We start from the raw sequence: 26,346 nt of genomic DNA on the forward strand, positions 1-26,346 counted from the left end.
AACACACACGGCTACCTCACCCGAGCCGCCATCGACACCGCCGCACGCCTCCGAGAGCGCGCCCGCCACCGCGCCGGCGAACCGGACCCCGACACCGAACCCGACCCCAACGACCGCTTCCCCGAGGAACCGCCCTTCTGAGGCAGGCCGGGAGCGAGAGGTCGGGTTGAGGGATCGGGACGCCTCCGGGCGCCCGTCGTCAGGGGGTGGCGAGGGGGCGGGCCCGCTCCGCGAGCAGCCGCACGGCCAGAGCGGCCAGCACGGTCCCCATGAGGAAGCGTTGGGCCCGCAGCCAGCGGGGATGGCGGGCCAGGGCACGGGCGAGGCTGCCCGCGGTGAGCACGATGACCGCGTTCACGCTGAGGGCGATCGCGATCTGGACGGCCCCGAGGATGAGGCTCTGCAGCGCGATCGATCCTCGCGTCGGGTCGACGAACTGGGGCAGCAGCGCCACGTAGAGCACCGCGATCTTGGGGTTGAGGAGGTTGGTCACCAACCCCATGACGAAGAGTCGTCGAGGCGGGTCCGCCGCGTGGGCCGGCGGCGCGAAGGCATTCGTGCCGCCGGGTCGCAGCGCCTGCCAGGCCAGGTAGAGGAGGTAGGCCGCTCCCGCGATCTTGAGCGCGAGATAGGCCGTCGGGACCGCGGCGAAGATCGCCGTCATCCCCGCGGTGGCGGCGGCGAGGTAGACCCCGAACCCCACGGCGACGCCCAGCAACGAGACGAGGCCGGCCCGACGCCCCTGGGTGATCGACCGCGACACCAGATAGATCATGTTCGGCCCCGGCGTGAGGACGAGCCCCAACGCGACGACCGCGACACCGACGACTGCCGGGACCGTGAGCACGGGACCAGACTGCTCCAGCCCCGGCCGCGAGTGCGCAGAGATAACACTTCGGGAGTAGTCGCTCGGAGGTGTTTCTCACCGCAAGTAGTCGAACTACTCTCCGCGAGGCGAACAGGACGGAACCATTGCCGCCCTGTCATGACGCTCCGTGAGAGGCAGCAGACATGCAGTGGTATCTCAAGGCCCTCAAGCAGTACGCCGACTTCCACGGCCGCGCCCGACGCACCGAGTTCTGGATGTTCGTGCTCGTCAACGTCGTCATCTCGATCGTCCTGGGCATCGTCGACACGGCGACGGGGACCGCCGGCGCCTTCGCGGCGGGCGGCACGGCCTCGTTCAGCCCCGGCATCCTCGGCACGATCTACGGACTGGCCGTGCTGATCCCCTCGATCGCGGTGACGGTGCGACGCCTGCACGACACCGACCGGTCGGGCTGGTGGTTCTTCATCCAGCTGATCCCGATCGTGGGCGGCATCGTGATCCTGGTGTTCGCCTGCCTGGAGGGCACCCGCGGGCCCAACCGCTTCGGCGCGGACCCGAAGCTCGAGGTCGCCGGCGAGCAGCCCGGCCACCCGGCCATGCCGGTCTAGGGTCGCCACTCACCGCGGCGAAACGGCTGCGGGTCAGGTATCCGAGCAACGCGGGCGGGGTACAGCCCAGGCGACTCGACCGATCCGCATCGCCGGAGGGGGGCGCCGCGGTGACTCCGGCACCGACACCCACGCAACGTGAAGAGGCCCTGGTCTCGGCCTTCGTCCGACTGGCCGACACCCTGGTCGCCGACTACGACGTCATCGAGCTCTTCCACGCCCTGTGCGCGGACTGTGTCGAGCTGCTCGACGTCGACGCCGCCGGCCTGCTGTTCGGGGACCAGCGCGGCAGCCTGCGCCTGGTCTCGGCCTCCACGGAGGCGGCGCAGCTCGTCGAACTGTTCCAGCTCCAGTCCGACCAGGGTCCCTGCCTGGACTGCTACACCGCCGGCAGCCAGGTGCACGTCGGCGTGCTGGCGCACGAGACCCGGTGGCCGCGCTTCGTCGCGCGCGCCCGTGACCACGGGTTCGCTGCAGTACACGCGTTCCCGCTGAAGCTGCGCGGCCAGACCATCGGCGCGCTCAACCTGTTCCACAGCCGCGCCGGCGGCATGCCCGACGGCGACCTGGCCATCGCGCAGGCCCTCGCCGACGTGGCCACGATCGCCGTCCTCTCCGGTCGCCACGCCCAGGAGCGCGAGGAGCTCACCGAGCAGCTGCAGGCCGCGCTGCGCAGCCGCGTGATCATCGAGCAGGCCAAGGGCATCCTCGCCGAGCGCGGTGGCATCCCGCTCGACGAGGCCTTCGTCCGCCTGCGCACCCAGGCCCGCAGCTCCCGCCGTCGGCTCTCCGACCTGGCCGCCGCCGTCGTCGACGGGACCTTCGACACCACCGACCTGCTGAGCTGAGGGTCGCGGGTTTGCGCCCGGGGCCGGAACGCCGAACACCGGCGGCGTGAGCGACGACGACTACGTCCACTGGCAGGACGTCACGACCCGCTGGAACGACAACGACACCTACGGGCACCTGAACAACGTGGTGCACCACGACATCATGGACAGCGTCGTCAACCGGTGGATGATCGAGAACGGCTGCCTCGACCCCCACGACGGCGACACCGTCGGGCTCGTCAAGCAGGTGCACTGCGAGTACCGGGCGCAGGCCGGGTTCCCCGATGTCGTCTCGGTCGGCCTGCGGGTCGGTGAGCTCGGACGCTCCAGCGTGCGGTTCGAGGTCGGCATGCGCCGCAGCGACGGCGAGCTGTTCTTCGAGGGCAGCTTCACCCAGGCCTTCATCGACCGGAAGAGCGAGGAGACGGTCCCGATCGAGGGCGACCGCCGCACCGCGCTGGAGGGCCTGCAGCTCGCCTCGTCGTAGGCGTCGGCTCAGCCCGCCGGGGAGACGTTCTGGTTGAGCCGGAACACGTTCGCCGGGTCGTAGGTCCGCTTGAGCTCGGCGAGGCGGCCCTGGTTGGGCCCGAAGGCGGACCGGACGCGGTCGGGCCCCTCGTTGCCGAGGTTGTTGACGTAGACGGCGTCCTCCAGGTGCGGGCGCAGGACGTCGAAGGTGCTCCGCGCCCAGGCGACGATCTCGTCCGACCGGGCCGGGTCGGACCACTGGGACAGGATGAGGAGGTCGTACTGCCGGGCCCGGTGGGGGAAGGCCGTGGCGCCGACGGGCACGCGGGCGGCGGCTCCCCGCAGCGCCTGCAGCCCGATGCCCGTCTCCGGCGTCGGGATGGTCGGCGTCACGGCGAGCAGGGCGTCGACGGCGGCGTCGGTGAGGTGCCGGAGGTAGCCGGACTTCCAGTAGTGCCGCCGGCCGCGCGGATAGCCTGCGTCGGGCGCGCGCTGCCAGTCGACGAAGTCGACGGGGCCGATCGAGTCCTCCCGGGGACGCCCGAACCCCCGCAGCGGCCGCAGCACCTGCCCGCCCTCGTCGAGGTCACCGGACCAGCACACGACGACCCGGACGACGGGGCGGCCGTCGTCGTCGAGGCCCAGGGCGAGCGAGCTGGACAGCTCGTCGGGGGCGGTCGCCATGAACCGGTGGTGCTCGAACAGAACCGCCCGCGCCTCCGACCACGAGTAGGTCAGCGCCCCCGCGAGCACCCGCGACACCGGGTGCAGCCGGTACCGGAACGACGTGACCACGCCGACGTTGCCGCCGCCGCCCCGGAGCCCCCAGAGCAGGTCCGGGTGCGCGTCCGGTCCGACCTGCCGGATCTCCCCGTCGGCGGTCACGACCTCGGCCGCCACCAGGTTGTCGCACGCCAGCCCGTGGACGCCGTTGAGCCAGCCGAGCCCGCCGCCGAGGGTCAGTCCGGCGATCCCGGTTCCGGACATCACACCGAGCGGGGTGGCGAGGCCGTGGCGCTGCGTCGCGGCGTCGAGGTCCCCGAGAAGGAGGCCGGGGCCGGCGTCGGCGAGCCGCCGCTCCGGGTCCACGGACACCTCCCGCATCCGCGAGAGGTCCAGGACGATCCCCCCGTCGCACACGGCGTTCCCGGCGACCCCGTGGCCACCGCCGCGGACCGAGAGGGCCAGGTCGTGGGTGCGGGCGTACCGGATGCCCTCCGCGACGTCGGCCGCGTCCCGACAGCGCAGGATCGCCATCGGCCTGCGGTCGATCATCGCGTTGAAGACGGCGCGGGCCTCGTCGTAGTCGGGATCGCCGGGGCGGATGGCGGGCACGGCGAGCTCGGTGGGTGCGGTCACGGCTTCCTCCCTCAGGCCTCGGGCCCCGAGCGTGACGACGCCGCCTAAACGTCGGCTAACCGTGGGATGCCGGTCTCCGCCCGCAGCGTCGCCGCCTCGGCGCCCAGGGCGGCGGCGCGGTCGGGCTCGCCGAGACGGACCGCAACGTCGGCGAGGCCTTCGAGGGCCTCGGCCGTGCCCGCCCGGTGCCCGATCCGCCGACAGAGGTCGAGGGCGTCCCGGAAGGCGGTCCGGGCCTCGGCGACGCGTCCGTCGTCGAGGGCGATCCGCCCGCTCTGGCGCAGCACCGACGCCTCGCCCTCCGCGTACTCGACGCTGCGGTAGTGGGCGAGCGCCTCGCCGGAGAGCCGGGCCGCCTCCTGCGCGTCTCCCCAGCGCTGCTCGATCGAGGCCAGCACGTCCCGCGCCAATCCGCGCGCAGTGCCCTCGCCGACCGCCTCCGCGTGACGGAGTCCCCGCAGCGCGACCGCGCGGGCCGCATCGGGCTCCCGACGGTCGCGGTGGAGACGGGCGAGCTGCGCCTCGGACAGGGACGCGGTCCACACGTCGCCCGCGGCCAGGGAGCGGGCCACGCCGTCCTCGTAGCGCTGCTGAGCGCGGTCGTAGCGACCCCGCGCCCAGTCGACCGTGGCCAGGAGGGCGAGCGCGTCGCCCTCCCAGATCGCGGCGCCCAGCCCACGCGCGACGGCGAGCTCCTCCCCCGCGAGCTGTTCGGTGTCGGCGAGGTCGGCCCGCCCCAGGGACAGCAGGGCACCCGCGCCGAGCAACGGCAGCCGCTCCGCCGCCGGGCCCCGAGCGGTGACGTCGAGGGCCGCCCGGACCCAGTGCAGCCCTTCGTCCCGCGCGCCGCGCAGGTCCCAGTAGTGCCACAGACACCGGACGAGGCGGACGCCGAGCCCGGCGTCGTGGCCGAAGCACCACGTGAGCGCCGTCCGCAGGTTGTCCCGCTCGGTGTCCAGGCGGGCCAGCCAGGGACCCGAGGACGGGCCGAACAAGGTGGTGCGGGCCTGTTCCGCGAGATCGAGGTAGTGCCGGGCGTGCCGCTCGGCGAGCTCCGCGCGGGCGTCGGCGTCGAGCTGGTCCGCGGCGTAGGCCCGCAGCGTCTCCAACAGGCGGTACCGCACTCCCCCGTCCGTCTGGTCGTCGAGCTGGACCATCGACGACGTGGCGAGGCGGGCGAGCGGGACCGCGACGTCGGTGTCGCCGCCCCGGACCGCGGCCACGGCCGTGAGGTCGAACCCACCCGGGAAGACGGCCAGCCCCGCGAACAGGGACCGCTCCTCCGCGTCGAGCAGCGCGTGCCCCCACGCGAGCGTCGTCGCGAGGCTGCGGTGCCTCGGGTCGGCGGTGCGCGACGCGGCCTCCAGGAGCGCGAAGCGGTCGTCGAGCCGGTCGACGAGGTCGCGGAGGGACAGCGAGGCCGCGCGGGCAGCCGCCAGCTCGATCGCGAGGGGGAGCCCGTCGAGCCGCCGACAGAGCTCGGCGACGAGCGCGATCGGGGTGGCGGTGGCGCCCGGTCGCGCGGAGACGGCGCGCTCCCGGAAGAGGCGCACGGCGGGGTTGGCTGCGGTGTCCTCCTCGGCGGCGCCGGGCGGCGGGACCTCGAGGGGACGGACCGGGTGGACGCGTTCTCCCGGGACGCCGAGCGGCTCGCGGCTCGTCGCGAGCACCCGCAGCGGGGCCGCGGCGGCGAGCAGGTCCTGGACGAGCACCGCGCACTCGCCGACGACGTGCTCGCAGTTGTCGAGGACCAGCAGGGTCGGTCGGGCTGCGAGCGCGGCCACGATCGTCCGGGTCAGCGGATGCCCGGGTTCACCGCGGACGCCCACCGCATCGGCGAGCGACTCCGGCAGCAGGGCCGCGTCGGCCAGGGGCGCGAGGTCGACCATCCTGGCCTCGACGTCGACCTCGCGGCGCGCGGTCTCCAGCGCGATCCGCGTCTTCCCGGCACCTCCGGGACCCGTCAGCGTCACGAGCCGGTGCTCCCCCAGCAGGGCCGCGACCTCGTCGAGCTCCCGGTGGCGGCCGACGAGCGAGCCGAGCGGCACGGGCAGGGTGGAGGCGGTGGTCGGTCCGGGCCGGAGCCGGGGGTCGTGGCGCAACACGGCCAGCTCCAGGTCGCGCACCTGCTGCTGCGGTTCCACCCCCAGCTGCTCGACGAGGGCCGTGCGCAGCCGCCGGCACGCGGCGAGCGCGTCGGCCTGCCGCCCGCACCGGTACAGCGCGAGTACCAGGTGGGCGCCGAGGTCCTCGCGCAGCGGGTGCTCCGCGGTCATCTCCTCCAGCTCGGCGACGACCGCCTGGTGGTGTCCCGCGCGCAGCTCGGCGTCGACGCGCAGGGTCCGCGCCTCGACCCGCAGCTCCTCCAGCCGTGCCGCCGCCGCCCGGGCGAAGGGCTCCTCGACCCCGGCGAGCGGCGGTCCCCGCCAGTGCGCGAGGGCGACGGTGAGCTGCTGGGCCACCTGGTGCGGACGCACCGGGAGGTCGCGGCGGGCGTCGTCCAGCGCCCGCTCGAACCGCGCCGCGTCCACCTGCTCGGCGGCGGCGTCGAGCGCGTAGCCGCCGTCGCGGGTCACCAGGGACCGGGGCCGTCCCTCGGCCTCCAGCACCCGTCGTAGCGCGGCGACGGCGCCGTGGACCATGGTGGCCGCCGTCGGGGGCGCCGGGTCCGGCCACAGCAGCTCGACCAGGTGCTCGACGCTCACGCTCGTGCCCCGCTGCAGGAGCAGCGCGGCCAGCACCGCCCGCCGTCGCGGACCCCCGAGGACCATCGGCACCCCGGCGGCGTCCAGCGCCGCGACCGGCCCCAACAGGCAGAACGTCACCGGTCCCACCGCCACGCACCACCCTGGAACGTGGTCGCGGCCACGGTCAAGCACGATGGGCCCGTGGAACGGGTGCTCGGGATCGGTGGCTACTTCCTGCGTGCGGCCGATCCGGCGGCCCTGAGCGCCTGGTACCGCGACCGCCTGGGTCTCGACGCGGACGACCTCTGGCAGCAGGGAGCCGGGCCGACGGTGTTCGCGACGTTCGCCTCCGACACCGACTACCTCGGCTCCCGCGAGCAGCGGGCGATGCTGAACTTCCGGGTCCGCGACCTCGACGCGATGCTGGCGCAACTGCGCGCCGCCGGGGCCGACGTCGCCGAGGAGACCCAGGACATGGACGGGATCGGTCGCTTCGGCTGGGTGACCGATCCCGAGGGCAACCGGATCGAGCTCTGGCAGCCCGCCTGAACCACCGCGCCCGTCAGCTCCCCCGTCCCCCGGCGTCCAGCGGGAGCCGCGCGAACTCGCTCAGCAGCAGCGAACGGCGTCGCGTGGCGCCGGGGAGCCTCCGCAGCCGCGGCATCCGGGCGGCCAGGGCACTGAGCGCGACGCGGGCCTCGAGGCGGGCCAGGGGCGCGCCGAGGCAGTAGTGGATGCCGCCCGAGAACGCGAGGTGCTCCCCCGCCGTCGCCCGGGTCGGGTCGAAGGCGTCCGGATCGGTGTGCACGGCCGGGTCCCGGCCGGCGGCCCCGAGCATCGCCAGCACGGTGGTGTCGGGCGCGAGGGTCCGGGTGCCGAGCTCCACCTCGACGTGCGGCACGCGGGCGGTGAACTGCACCGGCGGGTCGTAGCGCAGGGTCTCCTCGACGACGTCCGCCGCGCCCGCGAGCGGGTCGTCCACGAGCTGCTGCCAGGGCTCGCCGGCCTCGAGCATCGCGGTGACCGCGTTGCCGATCAGCCCGCTCGTGGTCTCGAACCCGGCGAGCAGCAGCAGCACCGCCAGGCTCACCGCCTCGTCGTCGGCGACGTCCTCGGCGGCCAGCCGGTCCAGGACGTCGCCGTCGGCGCCGGCCTGCCCGGCGCCCCGGCGTCGGGCCAACAGGTCGGCCATCAGGGCCCGGAGCTCGACGACCGCGCGCTCGAGCCGGTGCAGGGCGCGCAGCGAACGCACGCCCCCGAGCCCGGCCCCGACCGCCCGGCCCCAGTGGGCGAAGGCGTCCGCGTCCGCGTCGGGCACCCCGAGGATGTCGGCGATGATCGCCACCGGCAGGGGCACCGCGACGTCCGCGACGAGGTCAAAGCGGCCCTTCCGGGCGGCGTCGTCCACCAGCCGGGCGGCCAGCCGCAGCGCGAGCTCCTCGCGTTCCGCGATCCGCGCCGGGGTGAAGACCGGGGCCACCAGGCGCCGCAGTCGGGTGTGCTCGGGCGGGTCGAGGCCGAGGATCGACAGGTCGACGGGCTCGAGGAGCGGGTCCCGCACCCCGTCCACGGCTCCGCCCGGGGTGCCGCCGGCGCGGGTCCGGACGCCGTACCGGCGATCACGCACCACCTCCTGGCACGCGGCCGCCGTCGCGACGACCACGACGCCGCTGCGGCTGGCGTAGGGCTGCGCCGCCTCCCGCAACCGGCGGTGGATCTGGTGCTGCTGGCCGCTCCAGGGTGGGTAGAGCAGCCGCAGCACCGGGTCGCCGGCCAGGGCGAGCGCCCACCCGCCGCCGTGGATCAGCGCCAGACGGCCGCCCAGCCGCAGGTCCCGCGCCAGGTCCATCGGCACCCCTCTCCGGTCCGCCCCGGAGCGTCCCAGCCGGGACGGTGAAGCGTCGAGGAGCGGCGTCGTCCTGCGCGACAATCCCCGGGTGGAGCAGCGGATCGACGAGGTGGTGCTCGCCGACGGCACCGCCCTGGCGTACGCCTCCGTCGGCCAGGGCCGGCCGCTCGTCTACGTGATGGGGTGGCTGACCCACCTCCGGCTGGGCTGGGAGCTCCCGGCCGAGCGGGCGCTCTACGAGGGACTGGCCCAGGGCTGTCGGCTGGTGCGTTACGACCGCGCCGGCTGCGGGCTGTCGGCGGCCGTGGACCGCCCGCCGTCGCTGGCGTTCGAGCTCGAGCAGCTGGCCGCGGTCACCGCGACGCTGGACGGACCGTTCGACCTCATGGGCACCTCGATGGGTGCTCCGGTCGCGGTGGCGTGGGCCGCGGCGCACCCGGAGACGGTCCGGCGCCTGGTGCTCTACGGCGGCTGGGTGCGCGGTGGCGAACTGTCCCCGCCGCCGGTGCGCGACCACGTCCTCGGCCTGGTCGAGTCGCACTGGGGGCTGGGCTCCGAGGTGCTCACCGACATCTTCGCCCCCGACGCCGACCCGCTCACGCGCGCCGACGCGGCGCGCTACCAACGCGCGTGCTCGAGCGCCGCGACCGCGCGGGCGCTGCTCGCGCTCAGCTACCGCCTCGACGTCGGCGACCTCGTCGGGCAGGTACGGGCCCCGACGCTGGTGGTGCACCGCACCGGCGACCGCGCGGCTCCCGTCGCGCAGGCGCACGCCCTCGCCGAGGGCATCGACGACGCCGAGCTCGCGCTCCTGCCGGGCCGGTCGCACCTCCCGTACGCGGGCGACCGGGACGAGCTGGTGCGGGTGGTCCGCCGCTTCCTCGGCCTGCCCGTGGCCCGGCGCCGCGCCGACGGGCTGACGCCCCGCCAGCGAGAGGTGGCGGAACTGGTGAGCCAGGGCTGCACGAACCGCGAGATCGCGGCGCGCCTCGGGATCGACGAGCGCTCGGCCGAGGGCCACGTCGAGCGGATCCGGCTGCGGCTCGGCTTCCGGTCCCGCGCCCAGATCGCGGCGTGGTCGAGCGGGCAGCGCGAAGTGGGGTAGTTCCACGCCTGACCCGGCGGCGGGGTCGGCGCAGAGTGCTCGGCATGAACTCCGTGACCAGCACCGACGCGACGACCCCCGCGACCGACTTCGAGGTGCACGCCGCGCGCGGGCCCTTCAACGCCGCGTTCTTCAGCGTGATGGGGCCGAACCTCGAGTGGAACCTGCGGCGGCACAAACGACGCGTGTTCGCCGACCTGCCCCGCACCGTCGTCGAGCTCGGCTCCGGGGTGGGCGCCAACCTCCGCTACCTGCCCACCGGCTCGACGCTCGTCGCCGTCGAGCCCAACCCCCACATGCACCGTCGGCTGCGCGCCGCGGCCGACCGGGCCGGCGTGCGGCTCGACCTCCGCGAGCGGGGCGCCGAGCGCACGGGCCTGCCCGACCACAGCGCGGACACCGTGATCTCCTCGCTCGTGCTCTGCACCGTGCGCGAACCCGCCGAGGTCCTCGCCGAGGTCCGTCGCATCCTGCGGCCCGGCGGCACCTTCCGGTTCGTGGAGCACGTCGCCGCCCGGCCCGGGACCCCGACGCGGTGGCTCCAGCGCGCGCTGCGACGGCCGTGGAGCTGGACCTTCGAGGGCTGCTCCTGCGAGCGGGACCTGGCCGCGGCGGTGCGCGCCGCCGGGTTCGCGCGCGTCGCCGTCGAGCCCTTCCGGCTGCACACCCCGTTCGTCCCCTTCAACACCCAGATCGCCGGCGTCGCGTACGCCTGACCCGTCGGCGGGCGGGTGAGGGTCAGAGCTCGTCCGGCGCCGTCGTCGCCGACGAGTCGGCGTCCTCGTCGCGGTTGCCGACTGCGGGGTCCTGCACGAGGGCCCCTTCCAGGGTCGCCGAGGAGTCGGCGTCCTCGGCCTCGGCCTCGCTCTGTCGTCCCATCGACGTCGGGTCCATCGGGCACCTCCAGGTGATCGGGCTCGGGTCGCGCCGGGGTGCCCGCCGACAGCGAACCGCCACACTCCGAGCCCCGCGGAGGAGGAACCTGGAGCCGTGATCCTCTCGAAGGTCCGGGACCCGCGGCTCGTGACGATCCGCCGCGGCGGCACCCTCACCGACGACGATCACCGTCTGCTCGCGCTGTGGGCGGCGTCGTGCGCCGAGCACGTGCTCGAGCTGTTCGAGTCGGTGCGCCCGGACGACCCACGGCCGCGGGACGCGATCGAGCACGCGCGGGCCTGGGTACGCGGCGAGGTCGCGATGATGGCGGCCCGCGCGGCGGGTGGGCACGCGATGGGCGCGGCCCGCGACCTCCGCGGAGCGCCCCGCCACGCCGCCTACGCCGCCGGCCAGGCCGGGGCCGTCGCGCACGTCGCCGCGCACGACCTGGGTGCGGCGGCCTACGCGATCAAGGCGGTGCGCGCCGCCGCACCGCCCGGACGGAGCGAGGCCGCGGGACGGCTCGAGTGCCGGTGGCAGCGCGACCAGCTCCCGGAGGAGATCCGGGAGCTGGTGCTCGACGACCAGCGCCTGCGCAACGAGCTGTGCTGGTCGGTCTTCGACTGCTGACCGCGAGGGATCAGCGCCTGCGGGCGCGCTCGTCGGCCGCCGTCCAGCGCCGCAGCGCCTCGTACCCGAGCCCGGCCGCGACGGCGACCGGCCAGTCGACGGCGCCGACGACGGTGAGCGCCGCGACGCCGAGCACCACCGATGTACGGCTGGTCGGCAGGACCCGGCCGGCCACCCGCAGCGGCGCGAGCAGGACGTCCCCGACGCCGTCGGCGAGGTCGGACGTCCGGACGAGCTGCCGGCTCCCGGGAGAGCCGGACGCGGGCGCTCCGCGACCGGCCGGGGTCGTCAGCACCTCGACCGGGGTCGGAGTGTCCACGGTGACCGGGGCCGACGAGCCCGACGGCGCGGGGACGTTGGCCGCGGCGGGCGGCGCCGGGTTCGCCGTACCGGTGGGCCTGGGGTCGGAGCTGCCGGTCCCACCGCTCGCGGACTCGGACTTGTCGGCCTTCTTGCCGTTCTTCGCCATCATCGGCCCCTCTCGACCTCGATACCGGAGCCTGCCCGGCGTCGCGGCGCCCGGAAACACGCGCGGAGAAGGGTCACCACGGACGTCCGGGAAGATGGGCCGGTGAACCGCGTCGCCGTGCACCAGTCGGTCCTGTCCACCCCCGACCCGGTCGCCGGTGTCTCCGCCGCGCGGGCGGCCGGGGTGGACTCGATCGGCTTCCACGTCGCGTCGATCGCCTCGGTCGAGTCGCTGTGGGACAAGGGCGCCGGGTCGGCCCTGCTCGCGACGCTGGTCGACGCCCTCCTCGTCTCGCGGGTCACCGCGCTGGACGTCGGCCGGGTGGACCTGGACCGTCGCGGCGACCCCACCGACGTCACGGGCCCGCAGTACCGCGTGCTGGACCTCGGGTCCCGCCTCGGGTGCCAGTTCGTCACGGTGCGGGCGGCCGAGGGCGGTGTCGGCGAGAACCGGGACCGGTTCGCCGAGCTGGACGCCGCCGCCGCCCGACGCGCGGTGCGACCGCTGCTGGTGCCGATCCCCGGCACCGCGGCCGGCGGGGTCCGGGAGGCCGCGGAGATCGTGCGGGGAACCCGGGGCGGGGTGGTCCTCGACGTGCGGCCCCGCACCGCGGACCCGGACGAGGTGGCCGAACTGATCGCCGAGCTGGGCGACGCGCTCGGCTACGTGCGGGTGGCGGCCGGCGAGCTCGACGTCGACATGGGGCCCGCCACCAGCCTGCTCGCCACGCTGCCGCCCCAGGTCCCGGTGGTCATCGGCTCACCCGCCGACGCGGGTGACCCGCCGGCCCCCGTCGACGACGTCGAGTTCCTCATCCGGTGCCGGGCCGGGCTGGACCGCCTGCTCATCCACCCGCGGGCCCTGGCGGCCGAGCAGGGTCTGCGGACGTGAGGTAGGCGACGACCAGGTCCCCGACCATCGTGCGGTAGTGCTCGCGCAGGGCCGGGTCGGCGAGGTCGCGACCGAACAGCGCGCCGAAGGTGTGGCGGTTGGCGATGCGGAAGACGCAGAACGAACTGATGAGCATGTGGACGTCGAGGGCGTCGGCGTCGACGACGAACGCCCCCGATGCTCGGCCCGCGTCGAGGATCTGGCCGATCACGTCGAGGGCCGGGGCGGCGAGGTTCGACAGGGTCGGTGACCGGGCGATGTGCACCGCGTCGTGGGTGTTCTCGATGCCCACCAGGCGGACGAACGACGGGTGCGCCTCGTGGTGGTCGAACGTGAGCTCCGCCAGCCGACGGATGGCCGCGACGGGGTCCATGTGCGCGACGTCGACGGCCTGCTCGGCGGCCCGGATCTCCCCGTAGGCCTTCTCCAGGACGGCCGTGTAGAGCTGCTCCTTGCCCCCGTAGTAGTAGTAGATCATCCGCTTGGTGGTCCGGGTGCGGGCGGCGATCTCGTCGACGCGGGCCCCGCTGAGCCCGCGCCGGGCGAACTCCTCGGTCGCGACGGCGAGCAGCTCGGCCTTGGTGCGCTCGGCGTCGCGCCGTCGTTCGTCGCCCTCGACCGCCCCGGACGCTGACATCGGACTCCTCGCCTGGCCGGCCTCGACGGTCACGATCGTAGACACCGCGCCGGCCAGTCCCGCCGCGCTCTTGTGATCTCGACCGCACGGCCTGTATGAACGTACCGGTTCGTACATTAGAGGCCTGGAGATGAGCATGAGCGACAACGTGGTCGAGCCGCCCCCCGCCGCCGAACCCCCCGGCACGAGGACCCCGCGCAAGGCGGCCTTCGCCGGGTGGATCGGCAGCGTCGTGGAGTACTACGACTTCTTCATCTACGGCACCGCCGCGGCGCTCGTGTTCAGCAAGATCTTCTTCCCGTCCGGCAACCCGACCCTCGCGAGCCTCGCGGCGCTGGCCACGTTCGGCGTGGGCTACATCGCCCGGCCGATCGGCGCGGCGGTGCTCGGCCACTACGGCGACCGGTTCGGACGCCAGCGGGTCATGATGATGAGCCTGGTGCTCATGGGGACCGCGACGTTCCTCGTCGGGTGCCTGCCGACCTACGACCAGATCGGGATCGCCGCCCCGATCGCCCTGGTCGTCCTGCGCCTGCTGCAGGGCTTCTCGGCCGGCGGCGAGCAGAGCGGGGCGAACTCGATGACCCTCGAGCACGCCCCCGCCGGCCGACGCGCCTTCTTCACCAGCTTCACCCTCAGCGGCACCCAGGCCGGCCTCATCGTCGCCACCCTGATCTTCATCCCGCTGGCCGACCTGCCGTCGCAGGCCCTGATGACGTGGGGCTGGCGCATCCCGTTCTTCCTGAGCGTCATCGTCGTCGGGGTCGGCATCTGGGTCCGCCGCACGATGCCCGAGACCCCCGCGTTCGCCGAGGCCGCCGAGACCCGGGAGGTCGCCAAGCTCCCGATCGCCACCCTGTTCCGGGAGCACGGCCTCGACGTGGCCCGTGTCGTCGGCTGCGCCCTGGTCGCCGTGGTCAGCACCATCACCAGCGTCTACGCGCTGTCCTACGCCACCGGGCCGGTCGGGCTCGACAAGGCGACCGTGCTCGCCGTCGGGGTCGTCGCGAACGTCGTCGCCCTCGGCGCGATCCCGCTGTGGGCCGCGCTCGCCGACCGGATCGGCCGCAAGCCGGTGTTCATCGGGGGCGCGCTGGGCTCCGGCGCCCTGACCTTCGCCTACCTCGGCGCGATCTCCAGCGGCGACTACACCCTGATCTTCGTCACCGGGATCGCCCTGGTCGGTGTGGTGTACAGCGCCGCGAACGGGGTGTGGCCCTCGCTCTACGGCGAGATGTTCTCCACCCGGGTCCGCTGCTCCGGGATGGCCATCGGCACCCAGATCGGCTTCGCCCTGGGCGGGTTCGCCCCGACGATCGCGACCGCGCTCGCCGGGCCCGGGGCCGGCGGCTGGGTCCCGGTCGCGGTGTTCACCGCCGTCTGCACGCTCGTTGCCGCCGGGTGCGCCCTGAGCACCCGGGAGACCTACCGCGTCCCGATGCACGAGCTCGGCACGAAGCCCGCCCAGGCCTCCGTGCTGGCCGCCGCGTGACCTCCCGCGAACGCCACGTCGTCGGCCTCGTCGGCGCCGGGATCGGGCCCTCGTTGAGCCCCGCCCTGCACGAGCGCGAGGGCGCCGCCCATGGCCTGGACTACTCCTACCGTCGGTTCGACATCACCCGGCTCGGCGTGGCGCCGAGTGAGGTCGGCGGGATCGTCGAGGAGGCCCGTCGGAACGGGTTCTCCGGCCTGAACGTGACCCATCCCTGCAAGCAGCTGGTCATCCCCCACCTCGACGCCCTGTCGCCGGACGCCGAGGCGCTCGGGGCCGTCAACACCGTCGTCTTCGACGGCGGGCGGGCGATCGGCCACAACACCGACAAGTCGGGGTTCTCGGCGGGCTTCCGCCGGGGACTGCCGACCGTGCCCCGTGGCCACGTCGTCCAGCTCGGCGCCGGCGGGGCCGGGATCGCGGTGGCCCACGCCCTGCTCGAGCTCGGGGTCGGCACGCTCACCGTCGTCGACGTCGACCCCGACCGGGCGGCCGCCGCCGTGGCGGCCCTCGGGCCCGACCGGGCGGTCGCCGCCGACCCGGCGCGGCTCCCGGAGCTGCTGGACGCCGCCGACGGCCTGGTCCACGCGACGCCGGTCGGGATGGCTGCGCACCCGGGCCTCCCGCTGCCGGCCGACCTGCTCCACCCGCACCTCTGGGTCGCCGAGGTCGTCTACCGGCCGTTGGAGACCGCGCTGCTGCGCGAGGCCCGGCGACGTGGGTGCCGCACCCTCGACGGCGGAGCCATGGCGGTGTTCCAGGCCGCCCACGCGTTCACCCTGTTCACCGGCCGCGAGCCCGACACCGACCGCATGCTGGCCCACCTCGCCGAGCTGGTCGGCAGCGCGCCCGCCGAGCGGATCGCCTGAGCATGCGGCGCTCGATCGCGACGGTCTGCCTGTCCGGGACCCTGGCCGACAAGCTCTCGGCGGCCTCGGGCGCGGGGTTCGACGGCGTGGAGATCTTCGAGAACGACCTGCTCGCCGCGCCCTCCTCCCCCGCCGAGCTCCGCGTCCGGTGTGCCGACCTCGGCCTGGCCGTCGAGCTCTACCAGCCGTTCCGGGACGCCGAGGCCCTCCCGCCGGACGCGTTCGCGCGCGTCCTGCGCCGGGCCGAGCGCAAGTTCGACGTCATGGCCGGCCTCGGCGCCGACACCGTGCTGATGTGCTCGTCGACCTCCCCGGAGGCGATCGACGACGACGACCTCGCCGCCGAGCAGCTCCACGCCCTGGCCGAGCGGGCCGGGGCCCGGGGCCTGCGGATCGCCTACGAGGCGCTCGCCTGGGGCCGTCACGTGTCGACCTGGGACCACTCGTGGGAGATCGTGCGCCGGGCCGGGCACCCCTCGCTCGGCCTCTGCCTCGACAGCTTCCACGTCCTGTCCCGTGGCTCGGACCCGTCGGCGTTCGCCGCCGTCCCTGCCGACCGGCTGTTCTTCCTCCAGCTCGCCGATGCCCCGCACCTCTCGATGGACGTCCTGGAGTGGAGCCGCCACCACCGCCTCTTCCCCGGCCAGGGTGCCTTCGACCTCCCGGGCTTCCTGGGGAACGTGCTCGCCGCGGGCTACCGGGGGCCGCTCTCGTTGGAGGTCTTCAACGACGTCTACCGCCAGTCCGACCCGGCCCGGACCGCCGTCGACGCGATGCGCTCCCTGGTCCACCTGGAGGAGGAGCTCGGCCGCGCGCCTGCCGTCAGTGCCCTGCGCGACCGCCCCGCGCTCACCGCTCCGCCCCGTGCCCCGGAGCTGACCGGCCACGCGTTCGCCGAGATCGGCGTCGACGCCGTGTCCAGACCCGTGCTCGGCCACGCCCTCGAGACCCTCGGCTTCACGCACACCGGCCAGCACCGCAGCAAGCCCGTCGAGCGCTGGCAGCAGGGCGACGCGACCGTCCTGCTCAACGCCGCCTCCCTGCTCGCCGGCGACCTCGGCCAGGCGGTCGTGGGAGCGCTCGCGGTCTCGTCCGACGACCCCGACGCGTCGGTGGCGCGGGCGGAGGCGCTGCGGGCGCCGGTGCTCCCCCGGAGCAAGGGCCCGGCCGAGGCGGACATGGCGGCGGTCGCCGCCCCGGACGGCACGTCGGTCTTCTTCGCCCGGACCAGGGGGAACTGGATGGCCGACTTCCTCCCGACCGGCGACGAGCCGGACGCCGGCACCGGCATCACCCGGATCGACCACGTCGGGCTCAGCCAGCCCTTCGACCACGCCGACGAGGCGTTCCTCTTCTACCGCGCCGTCCTCGGACTCGCCCCGGAGACGAGCAACGAGTTCGCCGCGCCGTTCGGGCTGGTGCGCAGCCGCACCGTCGTCGACCGGTCCCGCCGGGTGCGCCTGGCGCTCTCGGTGGCGGTGCTGCGCCGCGGCGAATGGGCCCCGGGCGTGCCCGACCCGCAGTACGTCGCGTTCGCCACCGACGACGTCGTCGCGACGGGCCGGGCGCTGCGCGCCGCGGGGGCGCCCCTGCTGAGGATCCCGGACAACTACTACGACGACCTCGACGCCCGGCTCGCGCTCGATCCGGACCTGCTCGCGGGGCTCCGTGAGGTCGGCGCGCTCCACGACCGCGACGCCCACGGCGGGTACTTCCACCTCGCCACCACCGTGCTGGGGTCGCGGGTGTTCTTCGAGGTCGTCCAGCGCACCGGCGAGTACGCGGGCCACGGCTCCGTCGACGCCCCGATCCGGATGGCCGCCCAGCGCCGACACCGGCTCGACCCGGACTGACACGAGCGCAGCCCCCGCCGAGTGGGCCCTCAGGGCGGTGTCGACCGCCGCCCGGGGTCCACTCGGCGCCGCGCGGATCGGCTCACCAGGGGACGGCGCCGTCGTCCTCGAAGAAGCCACCACTCGGGCCGTCGTCGGGCAGCGTCGCCAGGTGCAGGGCGATCGCCGCTCCCTGCGCCGGGGTGCGGTGCCCGCGGAAGCCGTTGAGGTCCGTCGCGCAGAAGCCGGGGCAGCCGGCGTTGACCAGGACGGCCGTGTCCGCGAGCTCCTTCGCGTACTGCACCGTGACGGCGTTGAGGAACGTCTTCGACGGCGAGTAGGCCCCGGAGATGGGTCCGGTCTCGGCGCCCGGCGTGGTCTGGCGGGTCAGCGACCCCACGGAGCTGGACATGTTCACGATCCGGGGCGACGCGGACCGGCGCAGGAGCGGCAGCAGCGCGTTGGTCACGCGGATGACCCCGACGACGTTGGTGTCCACGACCCGCAGGACCGTCGCCGGATCGACGACGGTCGGGTCCTGCGGCGCACCCCCGGTGATCCCGGCGTTGTTGACGAGCACGTCGAGGCCGCCGGCCTGCTCCTCGACGAGCGCGGCCGCCGCGGCCACGCTCGCGTCGTCGGTGACGTCGAGCGGCACGCCGAACGCGTCCACACCGGCGGCCTGCAGCTTCGCGACCGCGTCCGCGCGGTGCCCGTCGTCGCGGGCGCCGATCCCGACCTTCCAGCCCCGCGCGCCCAACCCCGCGGCGATCTCGTACCCGATGCCCTTGTTCGCGCCGGTCACCAGCGCGATCGTCTGTTCACTCACGACGTCGAGCGTGCGCCGGGTCCGCCGGCGACCACCAACACCGATCCGGTCGCCCTCGATACCTCACGGGTATCGATGGCCCCCGCCCTCCCCGATACCGTGGGCGGCGTGGAGGGGCGGGAGCTGGAGTACTTCGTCGCCGTCGCCGAGGAGCTGCACTTCGGGCGGGCCGCGCAGCGGCTGGGGATCGCGCAGCCGCCGTTGTCGCGCGCGATCAGCCGCCTCGAGCGCCGCCTCGGCGCCCCGCTGCTGGAACGCACCAGCCGGGCGGTCGGCCTGACCGACGCGGGGGCGGTCCTGCTCCGCGAGGGCCGGGCGGCCCTCGACGCCCTCGCCGCCGCGGAACGCCGCACCCGCCGCGCGGCCCTCGCGGCCGACGGCCGGCCCGCGGTGGTCCTGGTCAGCAAGGCCGGAGCGTCCCGGGAGCTGCTCGCGAAGCTGCTCGACACCCACGCGGCGGAGCCGGACGCCGCCGTCGTCGAGGTGCTGCTCTGCGGGCCCGGCGAGCAGGAGCGCCTGCTGCGCGACGGGCGCGCCGACGTCGCCCTGCTGCACCGCCCGTTCGACGACACCGTCGGCTTCGACACCGAGGAGCTGCGCACCGAGGGCCAGGTCGCGGTCCTGCCGGCCGGCCACCCGCTCACCACGCGCGCCCACCTGGAGCTCGCCGACGTGGCGGACCTGCCCGGGCTGCCGCTGCCCCGCTGGCCCGACCTCGACGGGACCTACCCCGACGGTCCCGGCCCGCAGGTCCGCGACAACCAGCAACTGCTCCAGCTCATCGCGCTCGGCCGGGCGTGTGCGGTGCTGCCCGAGTCGGTCCGCGGCCCCCTCGGGGACGACCTCTCCACCGTCCCGATCCTCGACGCGGCCCCCGTGACGACCGTGATCGCGTGGCCGCCGCACAGCCGCTCCCGCGCCGTCGCGGGACTGGTGCGCGCCGCGACGCGGCTCTGACGGCCGTCCGTCAGAGCGCCTCGGCGGCGGCCTTCGCGACGGCCTGGTCCTGCTCCCCCGTGCCGCCGCTGACGCCGACGGCCCCCACCACGGCGTCGTCGGACATCAACGGCACCCCGCCCGCGAAGATCATGACGCGGCCGTGGTTGGAGTCCTGGATGCCGTAGAACTGCCCGCCCGGTTGGGCGTTCTCCGCCAGGCCGGCGGTGGACACGTCGAACGCGCGGGCGCTGTACGCCTTGTTGATCGCGACGTCGACGCTACCGATCCACGCCCCGTCCTGGCGGATGTGGGCGACCAGGTTCCCGCCGGCGTCGACGACCGCGATGTTCATCGCCTGCCCCTGGGACTCCGCCTCCCGTTCACCGGCGGCGATGACCCGCCGGGCGTCCTCGAGCGTGACGGTCTGCAGCGACTGCATGGCGACGATGTCCTCTCCGGGGGCGGTGTGCCCTCCTCACGCTCCTCGACCCGTCAACCCCGTCTCCCGCTCGACGAGGCGCTCGATCCCGTCCAGCAGGCGGGCCAGGCCGAACTCGAAGAGGTCGTCGAGGTCGAACGGGAGGTCGGGGTCGGAGAAGATGCGCTCCGACACCGGGAACCGGCCCGAGCCGATCACCGACCTCGTGGCGTCCTCGCGCTGCTCGAGCCACTGCTGCCCGGTCAGTCCGGTGTCGGCCTCCTCGCGGTGCTCGGCCTCGAGGCTGGCGGCCGACCCGTGCACGAAGTTGAACAGCGTCAGGTGCAGGTGGAAGACGCGGTGGTCGTCCAACCCGAGCCCGCTCAGCACGCCCAGGGTCCACTCGGAGTACGGGAGCTGGTTGGGGCCGGCGGCGGGGCGGGTCAGCGAGGCCGTCCGCGCGAGCCAGGGGTGGCGGCGGTAGAGCCGCCACAGGGCGCGCGCCGAGCTCTCCAGTCCCGCCCGCCACCCCGACGGCGGGGCGCTCGGCACCGGGGACTCCCCGAACACGGCGTCGCGCATGAGCAGCAGCAGCTCGTCCTTGCCCGGCACGTGGCGGTAGAGCGACATGACGCCGGTCCCGAGGGCGGCCGCCACCCGCCGCATCGAGAGCGCGTCGATGCCCTCGGCGTCGGCGATCCCGATCGCGGCCCGGACGACGGCGGCCCGTCCGAGCGTCGACTCGACGGACGGACCGCGTCGGGCCCCCGACCGTGCCGGGCCGGCCTCGTCCCCGGTCACGACCGTGCCGACCCCCGGCACCACCCGCACCAGGCCGTCACGCCGCAGGGCGGCGAGGACCTTGCTCGCGGTGGCCATCGCCACCCCGAACTCGGCGACGAGCCGCCGGGTCGAGGGCACGCGGTCGCCCGGCGACAGCTCGCCCGCCTCGATCCGCGTGCGGATGACCTCGACGATGCGCGCGTACGGCGGTGCCTCCACCGCGACCTCCCTCGATCCGGCGCCGACCGTACTAGTGCACCGCGCCGTCGGTCCGGGTCGTCGCCGGGTGTACTAGTGCGCTCCTCCACGAAGTCTCCGCCAACTGCGGAAACCGCTGGTCAGCGGCGTGCGTACACCGTACTCTGACGCTCGTCACCGACGACCGACCGAGAGGGAACCCCGCCATGAAGACCCGCACCGTCCTCGTCTCCGGGGCCGGGATCGCCGGCCCCGCCCTGGCCTTCTGGCTGCGTCGCCACGGCTTCGTCCCCACGGTCGTCGAGGTCGCTCCCGCCGTCCGGCCGGGCGGGCAGACCGTCGACCTGCGCGGCGCGGGGCGCACCGTCGTCGAGCGGATGGGGCTCATGCCGACGGTGCGGGCGGCCTGCGTCGACCAGCGGGGCGTGGCCTACGTCGACGCCGCGGGCCGGCACCTCGCCGAGATGTCGGTCGACGCCCTCGACGGCGACGGCATCGTCAGCGAGATCGAGATCCTGCGCGGGGACCTGGCGGACGTCCTGGTCGAGGCCACCCGTGGCGACGTCGAGTACCTCTTCGGCGTGCGTGTGGTCGCCCTCGAGCAGCGTCCCGACGGCGTCGTGGTCACCCTCTCCGACGGCACCGTCCGGCCGTTCGACCTCGTCGTCGGCGCCGACGGTCCCCACTCCGGGACCCGGCGGCTCGCGTTCGGGCCGGAGGACGGCCTGGTCCACCGGCTCGGGGGCTACATGTCGTGGTTCACCGCGCCCGACCACGTCGGCCTGGACGGCTGGTTCGCGATGTACAACGAGCCGGGGCGGGTCGCCTCGATGCGGCCGGACACCACACCGGGCCGGGCGAAGGCGGGCCTGTCCTTCCTGTCCGAGCCCCTGCGCTACGACCGCAACGACCTCGACGCCCAGCGCCGGATCGTCGCGGAGCGGTTCGCCGACGGCGACGGGCCGGTCCCGGCACTGGTCGAGGCGATGCTCCGGGCGGACGACTTCTACCTCGACGACGTCGCCCAGGTGCACCTCGACCGGTGGAGCACCGGCCGCGTCGCGCTCGTCGGCGACGCCGGGTACTGCCCGACGCCGCTGACCGGCATGGGCACCAGCCTCGCGCTCGTCGGGGCCTACGTCCTGGCGGGCGAGCTCGCCCGCGCCGGGGGCGACCACGAGCAGGCGTTCCGCGCCTACGAGGAACGGATGCGTCCCTACGTCCGCCAGGGCCAGGAGATGCCGCCCGGCGGCATGACGGGCTATGCGCCCCCGTCCCGGGTCGGCATCCGTCTGCGGGTGCTGACCATGCGACTGATGATCAGCCGCCCGTTCCGGGGCCTGGCCAAGAAGCTGTTCTTCAGCAAGGCGGACGCCATCGATCTGCCCGACTACCCGGTGGCCGTGTCCGAGGAGCACTGAGCGGCGCCGCCGACGACCGGGGCGGTGGTCAGCACCCGCGGCCCTGGCGACTCCGGGGGATCCGGGATCTCGATCTCGGCGACCACCTTGGGGGACCCGGCGCACTGACCTACGTTGCTGGACAGACGCGAGTCGTCGGCACCCGCGACACCACGACGAGGAGGTGCGCCGTGCTCATCGACGAGATCCGGCAGACGGCACCCAAGGTCCTGTCCCCCGAGCAGCGCGAGTCCTACTGGGAGAACGGCTACCTCCTGCTCGAGAAGATCATCCCCGACGAGTGGCTGGACCGGCTCCGGGCCGCCACCGACGAGCAGGTCGAGCGCAGCCGCGCGCTGACGGCCTCCGACGCGGTGTTCGACCTGGAGCCCAACCACACCGCCGAGGAACCGCGCCTGCGCCGGGTGACCAGCCCCGTCGACCAGCACCCGGACTACTGGGCCTACGCCCGTGACTCGGTTCTCGGCGACGTCGCCGCCGACCTCGTCGGACCGGACGTGAAATTCCACCACTCCAAGCTCAACTTCAAATGGGCGCGCGGCGGTGCCGAGGTGAAGTGGCACCAGGACATCGGGTACTGGCCGCACACGAACTACAGCCCGCTGACGTTCGGGACCTATCTCTACGACTGCGGGATGGAGCAGGGCCCGCTCGGGGTGCTGCCGGGCAGCCACAACGGACCGCTCTACGACCTCTACGGCGACGACGGGGCGTGGACCGGTGCACTGTCGCCCCGTGACGCGGCCGCGCTCGACGCCGAGCGCACGGTCTACCTCCCCGGCCCGGCCGGCTCGGTGACCATCCACAATTGCCGCACCGCGCACCACTCGGCCGCCAACGACTCGCCGATCGGGCGTCCCCTGCTGCTCAACGTGTACTCGGCCGCCGACGCGCACACCTACACGTTCAACCCGCTGGGTTCGAGCCACGCCGGGGAGATCGTGCGTGGTGCGCCCACCCGCTGGGCGCACCACGACCCGCGGCCATGCCTGGTGCCCCCGGATTGGTCCGGGGGCTACACCAGCCTCTTCGCCCTGCAGCAGGGCGAGTCACCCGCCTCGATGTGAGGCCGGCTCACCGTCCGCGGAGCCACTCCGTCGCCTGCGCATCGGTGGCAGCCCAGGTGACGTGGTCGGCGTGACCGGCGAGCCGCGACACCAGCGCGAGCCGCTCCCGCGACGTGGCCCGCGCGCCGAAGCCCCGTCGTGCCGCGATCATGCCGGGGTCGAGCACCAGGACGCGCTGCACGGCGTCGACCTGCTTCTCGAGCTGGGCGTCGCTGCTGACGAGTGCGGCTGCGCCCGCGCCGCCGACCCGCTCGGCCCACCGCGCCGCCGCGCTGGCGCCACGCTCGTCGGCGCGCACACTGATCACGAGCGATTCCGGCGGAGTCGCGCCGGTGCCCGCCTGGGACGTGGTGTGGGTCTCAGGAAGAGAATTGTCGGCTCGGGCAACGAGCGACGGGGAAGACATCGTGGTTCCTTCGGACGAGATGGCGGTTCGTGGGCCCCTCACGGGGCCTATCCACCATTGTTCCACCGCGCGGGACGTCGCCGACTGCTCGTCCGATTCGACCTGCTTCATCGTCGACAGCCAGAACGAATGACGCCCCGCGCAACCTTTCGGGCGTCCACGCATCGTGCCAGTCGCGTGGTTGGATCGCCCCCGACGAGAGACGCGGAGGTCGGCGATGAGGGCGTTCCGGTTCGGGGTGGTCGCCGCGGCCCAGGAGGGCGGCGCGGCGTGGCGGGACACGGCCCGCCGTGCCGAGGAGCTCGGCTACGCAACGCTGCTCTCCCCCGACAACATCCACCTGCCGACCCCGACGGCGGCGCTCGCGATGGCGGCCGCGGTCACGACCCGGCTGCGCGTCGGCTCGTTCGTCATGGCCAGTCCGCTGCGCACCGCGCGGGCCGCGGCGTGGGAGGCGCACAGCCTGACCACGCTCACCGAGGGCCGGTTCGAGCTCGGCCTCGGCACCGGCCTGCCCGCCATGCGCGAGCAGGCCGAGGAGATGGGGCTGCCCTACGGCACCGGCCCGGAGCGGCTCGACTCGATCTCCGCGACCATCGACCACGTCCGGCGCCTCGACGGGGACGACGTGCACACGCCGGTGATGCTCGCGGCCGGCGGCCCGAGAGCACGACGGCTCGCCGCGGCGAAGGCCGACATCGTGACCCTCGCCGGCGGCGTGCTGACCCCCCGCGAGGAGTTCGCCGCCCACGTCGAGGAGATTCGGTCGGCCGCGGCGGGGCGCGACATCGACGTGGCGATGAACATCTTCGTCGTCGGCGATCACGTCCCGCCGTGGATCCGCGGGTTCATCGGCGTCGACGCGGAGACGCTCGTCGAGCACGACTCGCTGACGATGCTCCGCGGCAGCGTCGACGACATGGCCGCGGAGCTCGAACGGCGCCGGACCGAACTGGGCGTCTCCTACGTCAGCGTCAACGCGGCGTTCATGGAGGAGTTCGCCCCGGTGGTGGCGCGGTTGTCGGGGACGTGAGCGACGAGATCGCGGCACGGTCGGGCTTGCCCTGCTCGGTGAGCGGGACGTCGTCCACCGGCAGGACGACGAGCGTCGCGGCGACGGCCTCACCGTGCTCGGCCGCCACCGCGTCGCGGCAGGCCCGGGCGTCGACCGGGCTCGCGTCGTCGGTGACCGCGCTCCACGACTGCACCGCCGCGACCCGACGGCCGTGGGCGAGCTCGGCCACCACCACGGCGTAACGGACCTCCGGGAGGCGCATCAGCGTGTCCTCGATGCCGGTCGGGGTGACGAGCCGGCCGTCGACGACCTCGCAGTCGGCGGCCCGCCCGAGGACGTGCAGGTGGCCGTCCGACCCGAGGCGGCCGAGGTCGAAGGTGCGGTACCAGCCGTCGACGAAGTGCTCGGCCTGCTCCACGGGCCGGTTGCGGTAGCCGTGCGCCATGGCCGGTGAGCGCACCTCGATGCGGCCGGCCGCCGGGTCGAGCGCGCCGTCGTCGCGGCGGAAGCGGACCTCGACGCCGGGGAGAATCCGTCCGGCGCTGGTGGCGCGCTCCGGATCGTCCGGGTCGTACTCGGCGGGGCGCAGTGCGCTGACGATGCCCATCTCGCTGGCGCCGTAGGTGTGCTGCACCACCGGGCCCAGCCGCTCGTGCGCCCGCCGGCGCAGGGCGGGCGGGGCCGACGCGCCGATGTGGGTGAGGGTCCGCAGGCTGGACAGGTCCCGGCGCCCGACGTCGGGGTGGTCCATGAGCGCGACGAGCTGGGGTTCGACGAGGAACAGGTCGGTGATCCGCTCGGCCTCGATCTGCGCCAGCAGCGCCGCCGGCTCGGAGTCGTCGCGCAGCACAAGGGTCCCGCCGCCGATGAGCGTCTGCGCGACGAGGACCTGGGAGAGGTAGGCCTCCGCCCCGGACACCAGTTGCCGGCGCTCGGGCCGGTCCGGGGTCTCCACCGCCGCGGCCCACGCGGCCACGTCGCGGATGCTCGACTTGGGGATGCCGGTCGTGCCGCCCGAGGACAGCACCGTGCCGAGGTCGGCGAGGTTCGCCCGCGACGCGAATGCGTCGGAGGGCTGCGCCGCGGCGAGCTGGTCGAGACGCAGCGCCACGCCATCGACGGCCCCGACCGCGGCGACCGTGGCCGTCGTCTCCGGGAGCCAGTGGGCGGTCTGCGGGAACACCACGACCAGGCGGGGGTCGATCTGCTGCAGCTGGCGGGCCCGCCGCTCGGCCCCGGGCGGCGCCGACAGGTAGACCGCGGCGGCGTCGACCAGGTGCGTCGCGTAGCGCACCGCGAGCGCGTCGGGCCGGTTCGGGGCGTACTGCGCGACGAGGTCGCCGGTGCCGATCCCGAGGCCGTCCAGCGCCCGCGCGTAGCGGTGGATCGCGGCCAGCAGGTCGGCGCCCGTCGTCTCGCCGTCGGGGTGGCGCAGCACCACCCGTCCGTCGGCGGCGGTGAGCGCGGCGACGATCCGTTCGACCGACGGGTGCACGTCGGGGGCATCGAGGCCCATCGCGCCCACGGTCGGTCCCTACGTCCTCGAGCCGTCGTCCAGGGCGCACATCGCCACGACCCGGCCCACCAGGGCCAGGACGATCACGATCAGGACCGCGGGCACCGTCGGCACGGTCGCGAGCACGACGACGGGAGCCACGACCCCGGCGAGGACGCCTCCCACGACGCCGACCCACCGGGAGCCGTGCCGGCTGCGGGGAGGGCCGGGTGCGGCCCGGCCGTCGAGCGGCGGCTCCGGCGCGAGATCCTGCGCCGCCAGGCTGCGCTCCATGGCGGCGAGCACCTGCCGGTCCCGGTCGCTGAGCACCGCCCCACCCCCAC

The 26,346-nt window shown here is 74.6% G+C and carries 28 protein-coding genes; 15 read left to right on the top strand and 13 right to left on the bottom strand.

All coding sequences use genetic code 11. From position 1 onward, the window contains the following. Positions 1–199: 199 nt before the first annotated feature. Positions 200–847 carry a LysE family translocator gene (locus AC0CYZ_RS08635; protein WP_472214287.1) on the bottom strand — a complete coding sequence of 216 codons (648 nt, stop codon included), beginning with the start codon at positions 845–847 and terminating at the stop codon, positions 200–202. A 164-nt stretch (positions 848–1,011) separates the two neighbouring features. Here AC0CYZ_RS08635 and AC0CYZ_RS08640 point away from each other — a divergent pair, with 164 nt between their 5' ends. The 3 genes from AC0CYZ_RS08640 to AC0CYZ_RS08650 all read left to right on the top strand — a co-directional run bounded on the left by AC0CYZ_RS08640 (position 1,012) and on the right by AC0CYZ_RS08650 (position 2,754). Then, positions 1,012–1,437, top strand: coding sequence for a DUF805 domain-containing protein (locus AC0CYZ_RS08640; protein ID WP_472214289.1), 426 nt, complete (start codon positions 1,012–1,014; stop codon positions 1,435–1,437). Positions 1,438–1,547: 110 nt separating this feature from the next. Then, entirely contained in the window at positions 1,548–2,285 is a 738-nt protein-coding gene (locus AC0CYZ_RS08645) for an ANTAR domain-containing protein (RefSeq protein WP_472214291.1), read from the top strand. 46 nt (positions 2,286–2,331) lie between these two features. Further along, entirely contained in the window at positions 2,332–2,754 is a 423-nt protein-coding gene (locus AC0CYZ_RS08650; RefSeq protein ID WP_472214293.1) for an acyl-CoA thioesterase, read from the top strand. 8 nt (positions 2,755–2,762) lie between these two features. Here the strand turns inward: AC0CYZ_RS08650 and AC0CYZ_RS08655 are convergent, their stop codons facing one another. Beyond that, positions 2,763–4,094, bottom strand: a complete 1,332-nt coding sequence (locus AC0CYZ_RS08655) for an FAD-binding oxidoreductase (protein WP_472214295.1) — start codon at positions 4,092–4,094, stop codon at positions 2,763–2,765. A gap of 44 nt (positions 4,095–4,138) precedes the next feature. Beyond that, positions 4,139–6,934 (bottom strand): ATP-binding protein, encoded by a 2,796-nt coding sequence (locus AC0CYZ_RS08660; protein WP_472214297.1) that lies wholly within the window; start codon positions 6,932–6,934, stop codon positions 4,139–4,141. A gap of 48 nt (positions 6,935–6,982) precedes the next feature. On the opposite strand from AC0CYZ_RS08660, the gene AC0CYZ_RS08665 reads away from it, so the two are divergent. Further along, on the top strand, positions 6,983–7,330 hold the full coding sequence (locus AC0CYZ_RS08665) for a VOC family protein (RefSeq protein WP_472214299.1): 348 nt from the start codon (positions 6,983–6,985) through the stop codon (positions 7,328–7,330). A gap of 13 nt (positions 7,331–7,343) precedes the next feature. Here the strand turns inward: AC0CYZ_RS08665 and AC0CYZ_RS08670 are convergent, their stop codons facing one another. After that, positions 7,344–8,630, bottom strand: a complete 1,287-nt coding sequence (locus tag AC0CYZ_RS08670; protein WP_472214301.1) for a cytochrome P450 — start codon at positions 8,628–8,630, stop codon at positions 7,344–7,346. An 88-nt stretch (positions 8,631–8,718) separates the two neighbouring features. Between AC0CYZ_RS08670 and AC0CYZ_RS08675 the strand changes: the two genes are divergently transcribed. Together AC0CYZ_RS08675 and AC0CYZ_RS08680 are read left to right on the top strand one after the other, a co-directional pair. Next, positions 8,719–9,735: an alpha/beta fold hydrolase gene (locus AC0CYZ_RS08675; protein ID WP_472214302.1), complete on the top strand. Its 1,017-nt coding sequence runs from the start codon at positions 8,719–8,721 to the stop codon at positions 9,733–9,735. 44 nt (positions 9,736–9,779) lie between these two features. Next, positions 9,780–10,451 carry a class I SAM-dependent methyltransferase gene (locus AC0CYZ_RS08680; RefSeq protein WP_472214304.1) on the top strand — a complete coding sequence of 224 codons (672 nt, stop codon included), beginning with the start codon at positions 9,780–9,782 and terminating at the stop codon, positions 10,449–10,451. Positions 10,452–10,473: 22 nt separating this feature from the next. Here AC0CYZ_RS08680 and AC0CYZ_RS08685 read toward each other — a convergent pair whose 3' ends face one another. Continuing rightward, positions 10,474–10,614, bottom strand: coding sequence for a hypothetical protein (locus AC0CYZ_RS08685; RefSeq protein ID WP_472214306.1), 141 nt, complete (start codon positions 10,612–10,614; stop codon positions 10,474–10,476). A gap of 111 nt (positions 10,615–10,725) precedes the next feature. On the opposite strand from AC0CYZ_RS08685, the gene AC0CYZ_RS08690 reads away from it, so the two are divergent. After that, positions 10,726–11,241 (top strand): putative immunity protein, encoded by a 516-nt coding sequence (locus tag AC0CYZ_RS08690; protein ID WP_472214307.1) that lies wholly within the window; start codon positions 10,726–10,728, stop codon positions 11,239–11,241. 10 nt (positions 11,242–11,251) lie between these two features. Here the strand turns inward: AC0CYZ_RS08690 and AC0CYZ_RS08695 are convergent, their stop codons facing one another. After that, positions 11,252–11,713 carry a hypothetical protein gene (locus tag AC0CYZ_RS08695; RefSeq protein ID WP_472214309.1) on the bottom strand — a complete coding sequence of 154 codons (462 nt, stop codon included), beginning with the start codon at positions 11,711–11,713 and terminating at the stop codon, positions 11,252–11,254. A 99-nt stretch (positions 11,714–11,812) separates the two neighbouring features. On the opposite strand from AC0CYZ_RS08695, the gene AC0CYZ_RS08700 reads away from it, so the two are divergent. Next, the gene (locus tag AC0CYZ_RS08700) at positions 11,813–12,601 is read left to right on the top strand and encodes a hypothetical protein (RefSeq protein WP_472214311.1); all 789 of its coding nucleotides are present in this window, start codon (positions 11,813–11,815) and stop codon (positions 12,599–12,601) included. Here AC0CYZ_RS08700 and AC0CYZ_RS08705 read toward each other — a convergent pair. Next, a complete protein-coding gene (locus AC0CYZ_RS08705) occupies positions 12,555–13,238 on the bottom strand; it encodes a TetR/AcrR family transcriptional regulator (RefSeq protein WP_472214313.1) in 684 nt (227 codons plus the stop codon). The genes AC0CYZ_RS08700 and AC0CYZ_RS08705 overlap by 47 nt on opposite strands. Positions 13,239–13,374: 136 nt before the next feature. On the opposite strand from AC0CYZ_RS08705, the gene AC0CYZ_RS08710 reads away from it, so the two are divergent. From AC0CYZ_RS08710 to AC0CYZ_RS08720, 3 genes are read left to right on the top strand one after another with little or no spacing between them, the layout of a single operon-like run. Beyond that, the gene (locus AC0CYZ_RS08710) at positions 13,375–14,730 is read left to right on the top strand and encodes an MFS transporter (RefSeq protein WP_472214315.1); all 1,356 of its coding nucleotides are present in this window, start codon (positions 13,375–13,377) and stop codon (positions 14,728–14,730) included. After that, positions 14,727–15,599, top strand: a complete 873-nt coding sequence (locus AC0CYZ_RS08715; RefSeq protein WP_472214317.1) for a shikimate dehydrogenase — start codon at positions 14,727–14,729, stop codon at positions 15,597–15,599. The genes AC0CYZ_RS08710 and AC0CYZ_RS08715 overlap by 4 nt, the downstream gene beginning before the upstream one ends. Before the next feature lie 2 nt (positions 15,600–15,601). Further along, on the top strand, positions 15,602–17,452 hold the full coding sequence (locus tag AC0CYZ_RS08720; protein ID WP_472214319.1) for a TIM barrel protein: 1,851 nt from the start codon (positions 15,602–15,604) through the stop codon (positions 17,450–17,452). Between the two features lie 82 nt (positions 17,453–17,534). On the opposite strand, the gene AC0CYZ_RS08725 is transcribed toward AC0CYZ_RS08720, so the two are convergent. Then, on the bottom strand, positions 17,535–18,260 hold the full coding sequence (locus AC0CYZ_RS08725) for an SDR family NAD(P)-dependent oxidoreductase (protein WP_472214321.1): 726 nt from the start codon (positions 18,258–18,260) through the stop codon (positions 17,535–17,537). 108 nt (positions 18,261–18,368) lie between these two features. Between AC0CYZ_RS08725 and AC0CYZ_RS08730 the strand changes: the two genes are divergently transcribed. Continuing rightward, positions 18,369–19,217 carry a LysR family transcriptional regulator gene (locus tag AC0CYZ_RS08730; RefSeq protein ID WP_472214323.1) on the top strand — a complete coding sequence of 283 codons (849 nt, stop codon included), beginning with the start codon at positions 18,369–18,371 and terminating at the stop codon, positions 19,215–19,217. A gap of 10 nt (positions 19,218–19,227) precedes the next feature. Here AC0CYZ_RS08730 and AC0CYZ_RS08735 read toward each other — a convergent pair whose 3' ends face one another. Beyond that, entirely contained in the window at positions 19,228–19,638 is a 411-nt protein-coding gene (locus AC0CYZ_RS08735; RefSeq protein ID WP_472214325.1) for a GlcG/HbpS family heme-binding protein, read from the bottom strand. 36 nt (positions 19,639–19,674) lie between these two features. Continuing rightward, positions 19,675–20,619 (bottom strand): TetR/AcrR family transcriptional regulator C-terminal domain-containing protein, encoded by a 945-nt coding sequence (locus tag AC0CYZ_RS08740; RefSeq protein ID WP_472214327.1) that lies wholly within the window; start codon positions 20,617–20,619, stop codon positions 19,675–19,677. Positions 20,620–20,804: 185 nt separating this feature from the next. Here AC0CYZ_RS08740 and AC0CYZ_RS08745 point away from each other — a divergent pair, with 185 nt between their 5' ends. Continuing rightward, complete coding sequence (locus AC0CYZ_RS08745; RefSeq protein WP_472214329.1) at positions 20,805–22,019, top strand: FAD-dependent monooxygenase; 1,215 nt, start codon at positions 20,805–20,807, stop codon at positions 22,017–22,019. A gap of 170 nt (positions 22,020–22,189) precedes the next feature. Continuing rightward, positions 22,190–23,086 (top strand): phytanoyl-CoA dioxygenase family protein, encoded by an 897-nt coding sequence (locus tag AC0CYZ_RS08750; RefSeq protein ID WP_472214331.1) that lies wholly within the window; start codon positions 22,190–22,192, stop codon positions 23,084–23,086. 7 nt (positions 23,087–23,093) lie between these two features. Here AC0CYZ_RS08750 and AC0CYZ_RS08755 read toward each other — a convergent pair whose 3' ends face one another. Continuing rightward, positions 23,094–23,393 carry a hypothetical protein gene (locus tag AC0CYZ_RS08755; protein ID WP_472214333.1) on the bottom strand — a complete coding sequence of 100 codons (300 nt, stop codon included), beginning with the start codon at positions 23,391–23,393 and terminating at the stop codon, positions 23,094–23,096. Between the two features lie 316 nt (positions 23,394–23,709). Here AC0CYZ_RS08755 and AC0CYZ_RS08760 point away from each other — a divergent pair, with 316 nt between their 5' ends. Then, entirely contained in the window at positions 23,710–24,525 is an 816-nt protein-coding gene (locus AC0CYZ_RS08760; RefSeq protein WP_472214335.1) for an LLM class flavin-dependent oxidoreductase, read from the top strand. Here the strand turns inward: AC0CYZ_RS08760 and AC0CYZ_RS08765 are convergent. Both AC0CYZ_RS08765 and AC0CYZ_RS08770 read right to left on the bottom strand, forming a co-directional pair. Next, positions 24,479–26,023, bottom strand: coding sequence for a class I adenylate-forming enzyme family protein (locus tag AC0CYZ_RS08765; RefSeq protein WP_472214337.1), 1,545 nt, complete (start codon positions 26,021–26,023; stop codon positions 24,479–24,481). The two genes, AC0CYZ_RS08760 and AC0CYZ_RS08765, sit on opposite strands and share 47 nt — an antisense overlap. 18 nt (positions 26,024–26,041) lie before the next feature. Continuing rightward, the coding region (locus tag AC0CYZ_RS08770; RefSeq protein WP_472214339.1) for a DUF3040 domain-containing protein at positions 26,042–26,346 on the bottom strand (305 nt) is incomplete at its 5' end.

The sequence above is a fragment of the Actinomycetospora sp. genome (assembly GCF_055612215.1).

What these genes read in the sequence shown, in the direction of transcription:
- AC0CYZ_RS08710 (WP_472214315.1), top strand. Translation starts at nt 13,375, where the DNA reads ATGAGCGACAACGTGGTCGAGCCGCCCCCCGCCGCCGAACCCCCCGGC.
- AC0CYZ_RS08720 (WP_472214319.1), top strand. Translation starts at nt 15,602, where the DNA reads ATGCGGCGCTCGATCGCGACGGTCTGCCTGTCCGGGACCCTGGCCGAC.
- AC0CYZ_RS08735 (WP_472214325.1), bottom strand. Translation starts at nt 19,638, where the DNA reads ATGCAGTCGCTGCAGACCGTCACGCTCGAGGACGCCCGGCGGGTCATC.
- AC0CYZ_RS08680 (WP_472214304.1), top strand. Translation starts at nt 9,780, where the DNA reads ATGAACTCCGTGACCAGCACCGACGCGACGACCCCCGCGACCGACTTC.
- AC0CYZ_RS08760 (WP_472214335.1), top strand. Translation starts at nt 23,710, where the DNA reads ATGAGGGCGTTCCGGTTCGGGGTGGTCGCCGCGGCCCAGGAGGGCGGC.
- AC0CYZ_RS08685 (WP_472214306.1), bottom strand. Translation starts at nt 10,614, where the DNA reads ATGGGACGACAGAGCGAGGCCGAGGCCGAGGACGCCGACTCCTCGGCG.
- AC0CYZ_RS08695 (WP_472214309.1), bottom strand. Translation starts at nt 11,713, where the DNA reads ATGATGGCGAAGAACGGCAAGAAGGCCGACAAGTCCGAGTCCGCGAGC.
- AC0CYZ_RS08745 (WP_472214329.1), top strand. Translation starts at nt 20,805, where the DNA reads ATGAAGACCCGCACCGTCCTCGTCTCCGGGGCCGGGATCGCCGGCCCC.
- AC0CYZ_RS08705 (WP_472214313.1), bottom strand. Translation starts at nt 13,238, where the DNA reads ATGTCAGCGTCCGGGGCGGTCGAGGGCGACGAACGACGGCGCGACGCC.
- AC0CYZ_RS08765 (WP_472214337.1), bottom strand. Translation starts at nt 26,023, where the DNA reads ATGGGCCTCGATGCCCCCGACGTGCACCCGTCGGTCGAACGGATCGTC.
- AC0CYZ_RS08640 (WP_472214289.1), top strand. Translation starts at nt 1,012, where the DNA reads ATGCAGTGGTATCTCAAGGCCCTCAAGCAGTACGCCGACTTCCACGGC.
- AC0CYZ_RS08670 (WP_472214301.1), bottom strand. Translation starts at nt 8,630, where the DNA reads ATGGACCTGGCGCGGGACCTGCGGCTGGGCGGCCGTCTGGCGCTGATC.